The 12,647-nt window shown below is 60.7% G+C and carries 11 protein-coding genes; 8 read left to right on the top strand and 3 right to left on the bottom strand.

Annotation, left to right across the window (positions count from 1 at the left end):
• Positions 1 to 13: 13 nt before the first annotated feature.
• Entirely contained in the window at positions 14 to 1,042 is a 1,029-nt protein-coding gene (locus ISX84_RS21495) for a polysaccharide pyruvyl transferase family protein (RefSeq protein WP_229884483.1), read from the bottom strand.
• A gap of 220 nt (positions 1,043 to 1,262) precedes the next feature.
• Between ISX84_RS21495 and ISX84_RS21490 the strand changes: the two genes are divergently transcribed.
• The 4 genes from ISX84_RS21490 (at position 1,263) to ISX84_RS21475 (ending at position 5,894) form a co-directional block, all read left to right on the top strand.
• Entirely contained in the window at positions 1,263 to 2,108 is an 846-nt protein-coding gene (locus ISX84_RS21490; protein WP_195822475.1) for a glycosyltransferase family 2 protein, read from the top strand.
• Positions 2,105 to 3,529: an O-antigen ligase family protein gene (locus ISX84_RS21485; protein WP_195822474.1), complete on the top strand. Its 1,425-nt coding sequence runs from the start codon at positions 2,105 to 2,107 to the stop codon at positions 3,527 to 3,529. Before ISX84_RS21490 ends, ISX84_RS21485 begins: the two co-directional genes overlap by 4 nt.
• The gene (locus ISX84_RS21480; protein ID WP_195822473.1) at positions 3,529 to 4,770 is read left to right on the top strand and encodes a glycosyltransferase family 4 protein; all 1,242 of its coding nucleotides are present in this window, start codon (positions 3,529 to 3,531) and stop codon (positions 4,768 to 4,770) included. Before ISX84_RS21485 ends, ISX84_RS21480 begins: the two co-directional genes overlap by 1 nt.
• 167 nt (positions 4,771 to 4,937) lie before the next feature.
• Positions 4,938 to 5,894, top strand: a complete 957-nt coding sequence (locus ISX84_RS21475) for a glycosyltransferase family 2 protein (RefSeq protein WP_195822472.1) — start codon at positions 4,938 to 4,940, stop codon at positions 5,892 to 5,894.
• Between the two features lie 28 nt (positions 5,895 to 5,922).
• Here the strand turns inward: ISX84_RS21475 and ISX84_RS21470 are convergent, their stop codons facing one another.
• On the bottom strand, positions 5,923 to 7,116 hold the full coding sequence (locus ISX84_RS21470) for a polysaccharide pyruvyl transferase family protein (RefSeq protein ID WP_195822471.1): 1,194 nt from the start codon (positions 7,114 to 7,116) through the stop codon (positions 5,923 to 5,925).
• 183 nt (positions 7,117 to 7,299) lie between these two features.
• Between ISX84_RS21470 and ISX84_RS21465 the strand changes: the two genes are divergently transcribed.
• Together ISX84_RS21465 and ISX84_RS21460 are read left to right on the top strand one after the other, a co-directional pair.
• The gene (locus ISX84_RS21465) at positions 7,300 to 8,520 is read left to right on the top strand and encodes a Coenzyme F420 hydrogenase/dehydrogenase, beta subunit C-terminal domain (protein ID WP_326838779.1); all 1,221 of its coding nucleotides are present in this window, start codon (positions 7,300 to 7,302) and stop codon (positions 8,518 to 8,520) included.
• 76 nt (positions 8,521 to 8,596) lie between these two features.
• Positions 8,597 to 9,397, top strand: a complete 801-nt coding sequence (locus tag ISX84_RS21460) for a sulfotransferase family 2 domain-containing protein (protein WP_195822470.1) — start codon at positions 8,597 to 8,599, stop codon at positions 9,395 to 9,397.
• Here the strand turns inward: ISX84_RS21460 and ISX84_RS21455 are convergent.
• Complete coding sequence (locus ISX84_RS21455) at positions 9,394 to 9,639, bottom strand: hypothetical protein (RefSeq protein ID WP_195822469.1); 246 nt, start codon at positions 9,637 to 9,639, stop codon at positions 9,394 to 9,396. The genes ISX84_RS21460 and ISX84_RS21455 overlap by 4 nt on opposite strands.
• A 284-nt stretch (positions 9,640 to 9,923) precedes the next feature.
• Between ISX84_RS21455 and ISX84_RS21450 the strand changes: the two genes are divergently transcribed.
• Positions 9,924 to 10,679 carry a metallophosphoesterase family protein gene (locus tag ISX84_RS21450; RefSeq protein ID WP_195822468.1) on the top strand — a complete coding sequence of 252 codons (756 nt, stop codon included), beginning with the start codon at positions 9,924 to 9,926 and terminating at the stop codon, positions 10,677 to 10,679.
• A gap of 49 nt (positions 10,680 to 10,728) precedes the next feature.
• Complete coding sequence (locus ISX84_RS21445) at positions 10,729 to 12,618, top strand: acyltransferase family protein (RefSeq protein WP_195822467.1); 1,890 nt, start codon at positions 10,729 to 10,731, stop codon at positions 12,616 to 12,618.
• Positions 12,619 to 12,647: the final 29 nt, after the last annotated feature.

The raw sequence follows: 12,647 nt of genomic DNA, 5'->3' as shown, positions 1-12,647 counted from the left end.
GGGGCGCGGCCGTTCAGCTGTAGTCTTGTTTCATCAGATCAAGTGCTGCGTTCAGCTGATCAATCCGGGTTGTGCGGATGGCGTCCCCGCTGAGATGTGGCTTATAGCCTTTCAGCGTTTCGAAATAGGCCTGCATTCGGTCGGTGTGCCGGGCGTTCCAGCTGCGGAACGGCGCGGTGTTGCGGCCCCGCGCCAGAGCCTCAAGCGCCACGGTGCGCCCCTTGCGCAGCACCGTCTTGGCCTGCATGCGTGCCTTGTAGGTCAGCCCCGGCTTGCGCGGCGCAGGCGCGGTCTGCAACACGTCGAAAGTATCGAGCGGCACCGGGATCGGCTCTGGCGTGGGCGAGATGGGCTGGCGTTTTTCCCCCTGCAATAGGTGATCCACATAGTCCGAGGGCGGCAGCAGATAGGGGTGATATTCCAGTCCCAGCGACTGGCACCAGTCGAGCCATTTGTATTTCAGGATACGCTTGGGCGAGGCCACTGGGATCCACGGCGTGCGGTAGAAATCGGCGATGATCGCGCCGTGCAGGGATTCCACGATGGCCAGTTCCGCATGGGCCAACGCGCCAAAGACCGTGTCGCAATCGGCAAAGGGGTCCACATAGGTCAGGTCACTCTGGGCGCAGATTTGCCCCCAATTGCCATAGCTCGCGGTGCTCCAATGCGGCACGAAAACGGTGCCTTTGCGGGTTGTCGGAACATCTGCATAACGCGGGATCTGATTGATCAGCCAGGCGCCATCGGTGATCGCCTTTTCCGGCGCGAGCCCAAGGTGTTTCGCGGTCAGAGGCCCACGCACGCAGCGCACGTCCCAGGCGGCGGCCTGATCCTTTGTCGGCAGGCTGCTGTAGCCCGAGCCGGTGCCGAACACCACTTTGGGCCCGGCCACGAGATCGAGGTTGCGCGACAAAAGCGAGCCCACGCCGATGAGCCGGATATCATCCTCGCGCGCCAGCAGATCCGGGATCAGCTCCGGCCAGAGCCAGCTGTTCATGTGGTCGCCAAAGTTTGTCGTGGCGCCGTAATAAAAAGGTCTCATGTCTGCTTTCGGGCCTCGGAAAAATCACAGATCAGCATATATCGCCTGCCGTTACTCATTTATAAGATGTGCCCTGTAAACGGGATTTTATGCTCTGAACCGGCAAAGTTGACGGCCCGTGGCGCAGTTCACGCCTTCGTATCGTCTGAACCTTTGAATTGCCATATATAACGGGCTATAGGGTGCACGCGTTTTAGGTTTTGTTAAGTTGAGTTCAAAAATGTCCCATCTGACTTTCATCGTGCCGGTGCGGCACCCGGACAATTCTCCGGACTGGTCCTTGCAATGTCAGTTTCTGCAGGCGACGGCGCGCTCTATCGCGGCGCAGGCCGACCCGGGCTGGCGCGGGATCGTCGTGGCCAATGAAGGCTCAGATCTGCCGGAGCTGCCGGAGGGATTTTCGGTGGAATGGGTCACGTTCAAGCCGAACCCCGCCTATAGCATCGCGGCCCATGGCAAGGAGGTCGCGCGCGACGCCTTCCGGCTCGACAAGGGCCGCCGGGTGCTGGCGGGCATGCTGGCGGCGCGTGACAGTGGCCATTTCATGATTGTTGATGACGATGATTTTGTCTCCAACACCCTGTCGGGCTTTGTGAAGGCCAATGCCGACGCGCCGGGCTGGTTCATCGACACCGGCTATGGCTGGACAGAAGACACCGATTATTGCGTGCGCATGCAGGGCTATTCCGGGGTCTGCGGCAGCAGCCTGATCATCCGGGGCGATCTTTACGATCTGCCTGCCCGGTTCGAGGATGCCTCGGAAGAGTACATCAAGGAATGGCTGGGCAGCCACGTGCGGATCAAGCATATCCTGCGCGCCGCCGGGCATCCGCTGGTGCCGCTGCCGTTTGACGGCGGGGTCTACCGCGTCGGGCACCGCAATTCGCACAGCAATTCCGGGTCGCTCTGGCAGTATTTCTTCCTGAACCCCAAATACCTGGTGCGCCCCGGGCGTCTGTGGCGGAATATCAAAGGGCTGCGCAAGCTGTCGGATGATCTCAAGCGTGAGTTTTTCGGCGGTGCACCCTCCGCGCCCGCCATGGGTGTGCATGAGACGCTGTCATGACTGTCTACACCCGGCAGGATGCGCCGATCTTCCGCACGGGCGCGCGCCCGAAACTGCCCCCGGTGAAGAGGTCTCATCGTCAGGCAGAGCGCCCAAAGCAGGTGGCCGAGCCGGTTAAGACAGAGGCGGTACAGGCGCTGCCTGCTGACGCCGTGGCACAGGCGGCCCCGGCCGCGAAGGGGAACAGGCTTTTCATCCTGTTCATTTTTTCGCTGCTGTTCCCGATTGTCATCAAACTGGGTCCGATCGTCTTATTCCCCTACCGGATCTTCCTGCTTGTCATGTTCATCCCGCTTTTTATCCGGCTTGTGAGCGGAAAGGCCGGCGGGATACTGACCGTGGATTGGTTCATGATGCTGGCGACCTTCTGGGCGGGTGTGGCGCTGGCGGCCAATCATCCTTTCGGGCGCATTATCGAGCCTTTCGGGGTCTATACGCTGGAATTTTTCGGCGCCTATCTGGTCGGCCGCATCGGCATCAGATCGGCAAAGGATTTCATTTACATGGTGAAGCTTGCGTTTCTGTGCATCGCTTTGCTTTTGCCGTTTGCCTTTATCGAGGCGGTGACCAACAAGAATATCCTGCTGGATCTGCTGCCAAGCTCCATTCGGGACACCGATCAAGGGGTGCGTATGGGGTTTCACCGTGCCCAGACGATCTTTGCCCACTCGATCCACTACGGGGTTTTCGCGTCCTTGCTTCTGGGTCTGACCTGGTATGCGTTCAGCCCGGGCAAACCCCTTCTGCGGTTCATCCTGACCTTTCCGGTTGTGGCCTTTTCGACCTTTCTGTCGCTGGCCACCGGGGCGCTTATTGCCTTCAACGTTCAGTTCCTGCTCATCCTGTGGGAAGTCATCATGAAGCCCATTCGCCAACGCTGGGTGATTTTCGGCTGGCTGAGCGTTGCGGGCTATATCTTCGTCGACATCATGGCGACGAAATCTCCCTTCCATACGCTTGTCGCAAAACTCGCTTTCTCCCAGACCAGCGCCTACAACCGCATCCTGATTTTTGATCACGGGATGAAGAACGTCATGGCCAACCCCTGGACGGGCCTGGGCATGAACGACTGGGTGCGTCCCAGCTTCATGAGTTCCAGCACCGATAACTTCTGGCTGCTGATCGCCATGCGCTACGGCATTCCGGGCTTTGCCTTTTTCGCCATCGCCATTTTCCTGATCATGCGGCGCGGGGCGCGTGTGCCCCTGACGGATCCGCTGGATCGTGCGTGCCGGGCGGGCTTTCTGACGGCCATGGGCGGGTTGATCATCTCCGGGGGGACGGTGGATTACTGGAAAGGCATGCTGGCCTTCATGCTGTTTTTCATCGGCTCGGGGGTCTGGCTGTTTTCGGGCGGTGCCAATACCACGCCCCCCGCGCCTGAAGAGCCGGATGCAGACACCCTGCGCAGGCAATCATAATGCGGGTGCTCTATCTGACGCCGACCATGAACAAGATGTCGGTGGGCGAAGCCTATGTTGCCTTCAAATGGGCGGAGGCGCTGTCGGAGATCGTCGATCTGACGGTGCTGACCTTTCATCCCTCCAACCCGGCCCACGGGCAGCTGGCGGAACAATTGCCCCGGGCGGAGGTCGTGACCTGGCCGATGCCGAAGTTCCCCAAGCGGCTGAACCGCCTGGTGGCGATGCTGAAGCCGAACTATCCGATCTATGCCCGCCATGTGCGCCGCTGGCTGGCCGAGGCCCGCGCCGAGGGTCGGCACTTCGATCTCGGCCACCAGATCATGCCGCAGGCCGCGCGCTATGCCTCGCCCCTGCAGGGGGCGGGGTTTCCTTATATCATCGGCCCGCTTGGCGGATCGCTGAGCACACCGGCGGCCTTTCAGCATGAGGATGCGGGCAGCGCGCAATGGTTCACCGCCCTGCGCAAGCTTGATCCCCTGCGCTTTCAATATGACCCCTGGCTGCGCCGCAGTTATGCGCAGGCCGATATGATCCTCGGGGTGGCGCCTTATGTCGAAGACGTGCTCGGGGCGATTGAGCTTAAACGCTTTGAGGTGGTGCTGGAGCTGGGGGTTGATGCCGTCCCGCCCGCGCGTCCGCCCCGGCAGGGGGAGGGGCTGCGCCTGCTGCATGTGGGCCGCGGCGTGCGCACCAAGGGGTTGCGTGACGTGGTGCGTGCCATGGCCGCGCTGAAAGACCTGCCCGACGTGACGCTGACCAGTGCGGGCGAGGGGCCGGAGCTGGCCTTTTGCAAGGCGGAGGCGGAAAAGCTGGGCGTGGCGGATCGCATCACCTTTGAAGGGCAGGTGCCGCGTGCGCGGGTCGAGGAATTGTACCAGACCCATGATATCTTTGCCTTCCCCAGTTTTCGTGAACCGGCGGGCAATGTGCTGTACGAGGCGATGCGCAACAGCCTGCCGGTGATTGCCGCCGACCGGGGGGGGCCCGCCTTCATCGTCGATGACACCGTCGGGATCAAGCTGCCCGTGAGCACGCCAGAGGCACTGGCCGCAGGGGTTGCGGATGCCGTGCGCCGTCTCTATCACAACCCCGCTGAACGGGCGCGGCTGGGGCAGGGCGCGCGCGACAAGCTGGAACGCGAAGGGCGCTGGCCCACCAAGGCGCAGCATCTGGTGTCGCTCTATCGGTCGGTTGCGGCCCCTTCGGTGGCACAGCCAGATCAAGATGTGGTCGGCTGAGCGCGCCGCGGCTCTGGTGCATGGCAAGCGCCGGTAATCTGGTTTCAAATATTTGAATATATCTTGAAGATCAGAAGAATTGTTAAGGTGACAGAGGGGTCTTTGAAAATCACTTTTAGGGCGTGCCTGCGCGCCGCCCGGAATATTTTTCAGGTTTGAATTTTGAAATGGTTACCTTTGCGATCATCTGTCTGGCCAATGAAGACGACACGATTCTGCAGACCTTCTTGGCGCATTATCTCGGGATGGGCGCAACCGAGATCGCGCTTTTTGTGGATCGCGCAGAGGACGGCATGCCGGTTTCGCTGGAGCATTTCAGCGCCCAGCAACGGGACCGTATCCTCCTGACCTACTGCGATGATGGCTATTGGGGAGCTGTGGGCACGCCGCGGCCCGCAATGCTGGAAGATCGCCAGCGTGCCGTGTTCAACGCCTATTTCAGACAGTGCAAACAGGATTGGCTGCTGGTCTGTGACGCCGATGAGTTCCTCGTCAGTCCCGCACCGCTTGCAGAGGTGCTTGAGCATGTGCCGGAGGAGGTCTCCTCCGTGACGTTCCCCCCGGTCGAGGCGGTCTGGGGGCCGGGTGACGATATCGACACGGCCTATGGCAATTCCTGGTTTCGCGCACCCTTTTCCGACACTGCGGCCTGGCGGCGGGAAAGTCCGGGTATCTACGGATGTGAACGCTTTCTGATGAGTGGGCGCGGCGCTGTGGGGCATGACGACGGCAAGAGCATGACCCGTACAAATGGGGATGCCAGTCGCCTCAACCTGCATTGGGCAACTGTCGGAAAGAAGATCGTTTCGGTGCCCAGCTGGCAAGTCGGCGCTCCGCTCACCTCAGTATGTCTTGTGCATTTCGATGCCATAAACTTCAGCCGGTGGCGCAGGAAGTTCCGCCGTCGCGGCGGATGGCGCGGGATCAATGGCGGGCGTGGGTCCAAACGCCGTGTCAGGCAACGGCGTGTCGTGAATTTCGCCAATTTGCTGGGACCCAATGCAGGCCGTATCGTGTTTCGCAGGTTTTATTGCCTGACCGCGCGGCAACTGGCGCTGTTACAGAAACAAGACCTGGTGCAACAGCTGCAGCTTTTTGATCCGCCGCGTTCCCGGCAAGACTGACAGCACGCGCCAGATGCGCATCCGGGGCCTAGGCCTGTTTGGCGATCTCCTGGGCCGCGAGATCGGTATAGGCCGCCAGCCGGGCGTCCACCTTCTTCATCGCTTCCGCCACTTCGGCCTTCAGCGCGGCGCGGTTGAGATAGCCTTGCTGGATACGCTCCAGAATATCGGCCGGGTCATCCGCCTTGCAGTCGGCCACATGGGTATAGCCCAATGTGCCGAAGACGCCGATGAACTTGCGGCTGTAGGCCATGGGCACCACCGGCACGCCGGTGGAGAAGGCGGCGATGGTGGCGTGCATGCGCGCGCCCATGAAGAAATCCATGCCCGCGATATAGCTCTTGGCCTCGATGGGGGAGGTGAAGACCGGGGCCAGCACGGTGCCGGGGAATTCCTCAGCCAGCTGCGCGCTGACCCGCTGGTCGTCCTCGACGCCGATGAACTCGGACTGCACATGGCCCACCAGATGCAGCTCCACCTCCTCGCGCGCGGCAAACCAGCCGACGATCTCGCGGATCAGGGTGGGGTAGTCGCCTTTCAGGCCGAACTGGTTGGACTTTGTATAGCCGCCGTTGAACAAGAGCCCCGAGACATTCAGCCCGACCTTGACGGGGGCATCTTCGGCACGCGCCTCGGGCTTGGTGTAGGACATGCCCATGGCCACATCTGTGGCCTCCAGAATATGCGACCGCACGCCCAGATCCTGCAGGAACCTGGTGGAGGGCGCATCGCGGCTGACCACGAACCGCGCACGGTTCATCACCATGCGCGCCAGCGGTTTCGACCACCATTTATCGAAGGGCCCCACGGTCTGCGGGCTCAGCACCAGCGGTTTGCCCGCCCAGAGGGTGCGCGCCTTGGTGACCCAGATGGTGAAGAAGCGTTTGAAGCCATAGATATCGGTGAAACTGTCGCCACCGCCAATGTCAAAGACCAGATCGCAGCGCCGGATCGCGGCGGCCAGCTTGTCGCCGGGCCGCACCAGATGGCGCAGGCGCAAGGGCTCGTTCTCGATATCCGGTGCGCTCAGATAATAGTCCCGGCTGTCGCGCCAGCCCAGGACGATGAAATGCGCGGTGAAGCCTTCGCGGGCGGCGGCAGCGCGCAGGATCTCGATATTGGCGAGGGTCAGGGCGCCCACGCCAAGGTTGTCGGAATTCATCGAATGCCAGAACAGGCCGATGGTGAGGGGTCTGCCTTGCGTGGGTTCGGTCACGATCATTCTCGCCTGTTTTGCCGTTTGATACGCTCTCTATGAGAAAATCAGAGGCAAGGACAGACTGCATTGCGGCAGACTTGGGGTTCTTTGCCCAAGGCGGCTGCACAAGGGTTGCCTTGCGGGCGGATTTGGTTTCAACAAGGCGGACGATCCCCGAATGGACCTCCGCGAGCAAGTGCAGACCCCGTGAGCCAGAAACCCAATTTCCTTCGAAAGGTCGAGCGGGGTGATCTCTGTGCGGGCTGTGGTGGCTGTGCGCTGGTGTCGGATCAGAAAATCACCATGGAAACGGTAGCCCCCGGCTATCTGAGACCGCGCGTCAAAGCCCCGCTGAGCGCGAAAGAGGATGCCCGCATCGCGCGCTTCTGTCCCGGTCTGGGCCAAAGCGTTGCCGCACAGGGCCGCACCGATGATGTCCTCTGGGGCCCTTACGAAGAGATGTGCGAAGGCTGGGCCACCGATCCGGCATTGCGCCATACCGGCTCTTCCGGGGCAGCGCTTTCGGCCATCCTTGTCTCGGTGCTGGACAGCGGCCTGGTGGACGGTGTCGTGCAGACCGCCGCCGACCCGGACCGGCCCACCGCCAATCGCGCGGTGATTTCCACCACGCGCGCGGAAGTTCTGGCCGCAGCCGGATCGCGTTATGCGCCCTCGGCACCGCTGGCCGATCTTGGTCCCTGCCTTGAGAGCGGAAAGCGCTATGCCTTTGTCGGCAAGCCCTGCGATGTGGCGGCCCTGCGGGCGTTGGCCCGGCAGGATGCGCGGATCGAGGCCACATTCGTGCTGATGGTGTCGTTCTTTTGCGCCGGCGTGCCCTCGCTGGCGGGTGCCGATGCGGTGCTGAAGGCGCTGGGGGCGGCCCCGGAAGAGGTGCAGGCCTTCCGCTACCGCGGCAATGGCTGGCCGGGGCAGGCGACCGCCACCCTGCAGGATGGTCAGACCCGCAGCATGAGCTATCACGACAGCTGGGGCGGGATCCTGTCCAAACATGTGCAGCACCGGTGCAAGATCTGTGCCGATGGGACCGGCAAGGACGCCGATATCGTCTGTGCCGATGCCTGGCATGCGGATGAAAAGGGCTATCCGCTCTTCACCGAAGACGAAGGCATCAGCCTCATTGTCGCGCGCACCGCGCTGGGGGCGGCACAGATCGCGCAGGCAGAGACCGCAGGGCTGCTGGAGACGCGTCCTTTCGACCGCAGCCGCCTGGAGGCCATGCAGCCGGGACAATCGGGGCGGCGCAAGGCCCTGCTGGCCCGGCTGATCGGCCTGCGCCTGATGGGCCAGCCGATCCCGCAGTACAAAGGGTTGCATCTGCGCGCGGCGGCCCGGCGCAACAGCCCCAAGGTTTTGCTGCGCAACATGCTGGGGACAATGCGCCGGGTGGTCCGCCCGAAACGGGGGTGATGTCGCCCTCCGAGGTGGTTCCGAGCTGTTAGGCGGTATTTGACCGGACGTGAGCGGATCTCCACACAAGCCGCACATGGGTGCTGTTTTCCTGTTCCCTTATTACGGGTATTTTTGCAGACCTTATCGCCTAGGTTTTACGTTAAAATGGATCAGGAGCCCGACGCATGCCCCTTGCCCGTATTGGTCAGAATATCCTGTATTTGCCCATATCCCCAAAACCGGTGGCAGCAGCATCGAAGCCTATATCAGGCACAAGGGCAGCCTGTCGCTGCTCTACAAACAGGCCGTGGGCGGGCTGCGCACATCGCCACAGCATCTGCAGGTCGCGCTTTTCGACACTCTGGTGCCGCGTGCGTTCTATGATCACGGCTTTGCCGTCCTGCGGGATCCGGTGGCGCGGCTGGTCAGCGAATTCTGCTATCGGGCCCGCCCGCCGTCACGGGTCTGGTTGCGGTCGACCGAGGGGCTGGCCCGGCTGCCCCTCAGAGGCAAGGGCCGCAATGTGACCTTTGATCAATGGGTCGATGCCGTTTTCGATATCTACCGCGACAACCCTTACGTCTCCGGCAATCACATCCGACCGCAGGTCGATTTCATACATCCCGATCACCTGTGTTTCCGCTTCGAGAACGGCATCGATCCGGTGCTGCGCTGGATCGATGCGGTGACACAGACCGCCGCCGTGCCCTCTGAACGGCTCAAGAAAGCGACATGGCCCAAGCCGGATGTCTCCGCACAGACCCGCCGGAAGATCGCGCAGTTCTATGCCCGCGACTACGCGGTGCTGGACCGGATGGGTGAAGCGACTGAGCCTGTTTTGGGACGTGATATTCTGGACGCCCCTGCTGCGACGCAATGGGCCACGGCCGGTTAGCCGAAAACAAACTCGTCGCCGACAACCATCACCGACCCCACGGCCACGGGGGCCACGGTATTTTTCGGTTCAGGCTGTCGCGCTGCCGGGGGGGAGAAGGTCGTCTTGAGGCTGATTCTGGTATCCCGTATCGGTTTCTCGAGTTCACGCAGCAGGTAGAAAAGGGCCGCGCGCGTCCCTTTCAGGCTTTGAGGTACCGTGATCTGTTTGAGGCGGCTGGGGGTACAGGTCTTGAGCGTCACATCGGAATCCTTCTTCGGCACCTGCCGTCATCTGTTAACTTTATGTTAACAGTTTGACAAAAGAAGGAAGGATTTTTGGTCCGGGCGGCGAAAATCAGTGTCCCGGGCGGCGCGGTGCCGGGGTTCTGGGGTGGCTCTCTGCGCAAAACCGGGCTGCCGGATGATCAGGTATCGGGTTGTTTATATGGTATCTTTGTGCAGGGCCATCGGCCATATATCCAACATATGACAGTATGGATCGCTGATATGAGAAGGCCGGGGCACCACGCGCGGTTCGGAGTGTGATGGCGCCTCGTTTTCTTGCACGGCTGTTCAGAGCCCCCCCACCTGAGGCGCCGGCCTGTCATGTGCTACCAGAGCACCGGGTCTATGCCATCGGGGATATCCATGGCCGGGCCGACCTGCTGGCCGATCTGTTGGAAAAAATCGCCCGGGATCGCGCGGCACAGGCCGATGCGCGTGAGGTCAAATACGTCTTTCTTGGGGATTACGTGGACCGGGGGGAGCGTTCCAGAGAGGTGCTGGATCAGCTTTCTGCCCTGCGCGGGCAGAGGGGGCAGGAGGTGGTGTTCCTCAGGGGCAATCACGAAGCCGCCCTGCTGGATTTTCTGGCAGACCCCGAGACAGGGCGCCGGTGGTTGCAGTTCGGCGGCGACCGGACCCTGAAAAGCTATGGGCTGGATCCCACCGGTGAGCCTGAGGCGCTGCGGGAAAGGTTCCATGCGGCCCTTGGTCCACATCTGGATTTCTTGCAGCAGACAGAGCGGTTCTGGATGTCAGGAGAGGTTCTTTTTGTGCATGCCGCCGTCAACCCGCGCCGCGCCATTGCCGATCAGGAGGATCAGGATCTGTTCTGGGGCAACCGCGCCTTTCTTAGGGGTCGCGCCTTTCCCGGGATGCGCGTGGTGCACGGGCATTACAACGCCTTTGAGCCCGTGGTGACACCGCAGCGGATCTGCGTGGATACAGGAGCCTATTACTCCGGCAGGCTGACAGCGGTCTGTCTGGATGATAATACGTCCTTTGTCAGCACCGGCTGACGTCAGAATCTTAAAGTATTTGAGTACAAGTTTTTAGGAAATACATCATATGAAATACCGTCCTGAAATTGACGGGCTGCGCATGGTCGCGGTTCTGCCTGTCATCTTGTTTCATGCAGGTTTTACCTTCTTCTCGGGTGGTTTTGTCGGGGTTGATGTCTTCTTTGTCATCAGTGGTTATCTGATCACGACGATCCTGATCACCGAACTGGAAGCCGGTCGCTTCAGCATTCTGCGGTTTTATGAACGGCGGGCGCGGCGTATTCTGCCGGCCCTCTTTACCGTCATGCTGTGCTGTCTGCCCTTTGCCTGGCTCTGGATGTTTCCTGCAGCCCAGAAGGATTTTGCTCAAAGCCTTGTGGCGGTTGTCTTTTTTGCATCCAATTTCCTGTTCTGGAAAGAAACCGACTATTTCGCCACCGCCGCAGAGGAAAAACCGCTTCTGCACACCTGGAGCCTGGCGGTCGAGGAACAGTATTACCTGCTTTTCCCGCTCTTTCTCATCCTGTTCTGGCGCTTTGGGCGTCATCGGGTCTTCTGGATTATTGCAGCCCTTGCCGCAATCAGCCTTTTGCTCAGTGAATGGAGCTGGCGCACCAGGCCTGCTGCAAATTTCTACCTTGCCCATACCCGCGCCTGGGAGCTTCTGGCCGGGTCACTCTGCGCCTTTCTAGCGGCAAAGCGGGGCGTGCGCGGCAGCAATCTTCTCAGTGCTGCGGGCCTGGGGCTTATTGTCTTTGCGATTGTCTCTTACGATGAGACCACGCCATTCCCGAGCTTTTACGCGGTGGTTCCGGTTCTTGGCGCTGTGCTCATCGTGCTTTTCGCAGACCAGCGGACATGGGTTGCGCGTGGTTTGTCGTTGAAAATTTGCACAGGCATCGGGCTGATCAGCTATTCGGCCTACCTGTGGCACCAGCCGCTCTTTGCATTTGCCCGCATTCGCAGCCTGGAAGAGCCGGGCGAGGGCCTCATGCTGTCCCTGGCTTTTGCGGCATTGGCGCTGGCGTATCTGACATGGCGCTTCATCGAAAAACCATTTCGCCGCTCTCCTGTGCCAGCGCTGCCCTCTCAGGGTATTCTCTTTGGGGTCAGCGGTATGGTGGCGACGGTTTTTGTCGCCTTGGGGTTCTGGGGATACATGGCGACGAAGGATCTGCAAATAAGCCGCGAAGTTCTCAGCGAAAGATGTAATTTGCATCGTGGGGATTGTTTTCATTTGGAGAACCCCGGGTTCAGCGTCGCCCTGTGGGGTGACAGCTATGCCGATGCGTTTGCAAAGAGCCTGGGGGCTCAGGTGCGTGAAGCGGGAGGTGACCTTGCCCTTTTCATCAAGCATTCATGCCCCTCGATCCTGGGCGTCACGCGTAATGAGCCAAACAGATTGGGGGTAAAATTCGCAGATCAATGCCGCAGGCATAATGAAAAGGCCCAGGCTGATATTGTTGAAGGCACCTATGATTACGTCGTTCTGGCAAGCTCTTATTTGCGGTACGCTGAAGCGCGCAATCTAAAGGGTATGCCGGTCCTGTTGGACCACCGGGACAGTGCACTGGCCGCAGATCAGGCGATTGCCGGGAATATGGTGGAAACGGTCCGGGCAATCCGGGCTGCCGGAGCCGAAGTCATTCTCGTCACCCCCCCGCCAAGGGTTCCTGATTTCGACAGGCAGCGTAAACTTGTGAAATTTGGTCAGGCCGATCAGATATATGCCGAAGTGGAAGGCGGGACGGACATCAGCCAGATGCTCCTATCCCGGATTGCCGCCGCAAATATTCCGGTAAAACATGTGAACACGATCTCGTATTTCTGTGGGGGCGCAGATTGCCCGGTGATCACCGAAGATGGCAGGCTCAAAACCTATGACGGCTCCCATATCTCGACCGTCCTGTCGCCAGTTATCGCAAAGGCCGTCCTTGATGCGACTTGGCCGCGGTGATGGGACATCCTGCAAGGCGGCGTGAATGC

Origin of the sequence: Roseobacter sp. MH60115, from assembly GCF_015644665.1 — a bacterium.
In the GTDB taxonomy this organism is placed as follows: domain Bacteria; phylum Pseudomonadota; class Alphaproteobacteria; order Rhodobacterales; family Rhodobacteraceae; genus Roseobacter.
Note: the sequence above shows the minus strand (reverse complement) of the source record. Positions and strands in the feature narration are given on the sequence as shown.

Bases quoted from the DNA above. Each gene is read 5' to 3' on its own strand.
- ISX84_RS21495 (WP_229884483.1), bottom strand. From the start codon at position 1,042: ATGAGACCTTTTTATTACGGCGCCACGACAAACTTTGGCGACCACATG.
- ISX84_RS21490 (WP_195822475.1), top strand. From the start codon at position 1,263: ATGTCCCATCTGACTTTCATCGTGCCGGTGCGGCACCCGGACAATTCT.
- ISX84_RS21485 (WP_195822474.1), top strand. From the start codon at position 2,105: ATGACTGTCTACACCCGGCAGGATGCGCCGATCTTCCGCACGGGCGCG.
- ISX84_RS21480 (WP_195822473.1), top strand. From the start codon at position 3,529: ATGCGGGTGCTCTATCTGACGCCGACCATGAACAAGATGTCGGTGGGC.
- ISX84_RS21475 (WP_195822472.1), top strand. From the start codon at position 4,938: ATGGTTACCTTTGCGATCATCTGTCTGGCCAATGAAGACGACACGATT.
- ISX84_RS21470 (WP_195822471.1), bottom strand. From the start codon at position 7,116: ATGATCGTGACCGAACCCACGCAAGGCAGACCCCTCACCATCGGCCTG.
- ISX84_RS21460 (WP_195822470.1), top strand. From the start codon at position 8,597: ATGGGTGCTGTTTTCCTGTTCCCTTATTACGGGTATTTTTGCAGACCT.
- ISX84_RS21450 (WP_195822468.1), top strand. From the start codon at position 9,924: ATGGCGCCTCGTTTTCTTGCACGGCTGTTCAGAGCCCCCCCACCTGAG.
- ISX84_RS21445 (WP_195822467.1), top strand. From the start codon at position 10,729: ATGAAATACCGTCCTGAAATTGACGGGCTGCGCATGGTCGCGGTTCTG.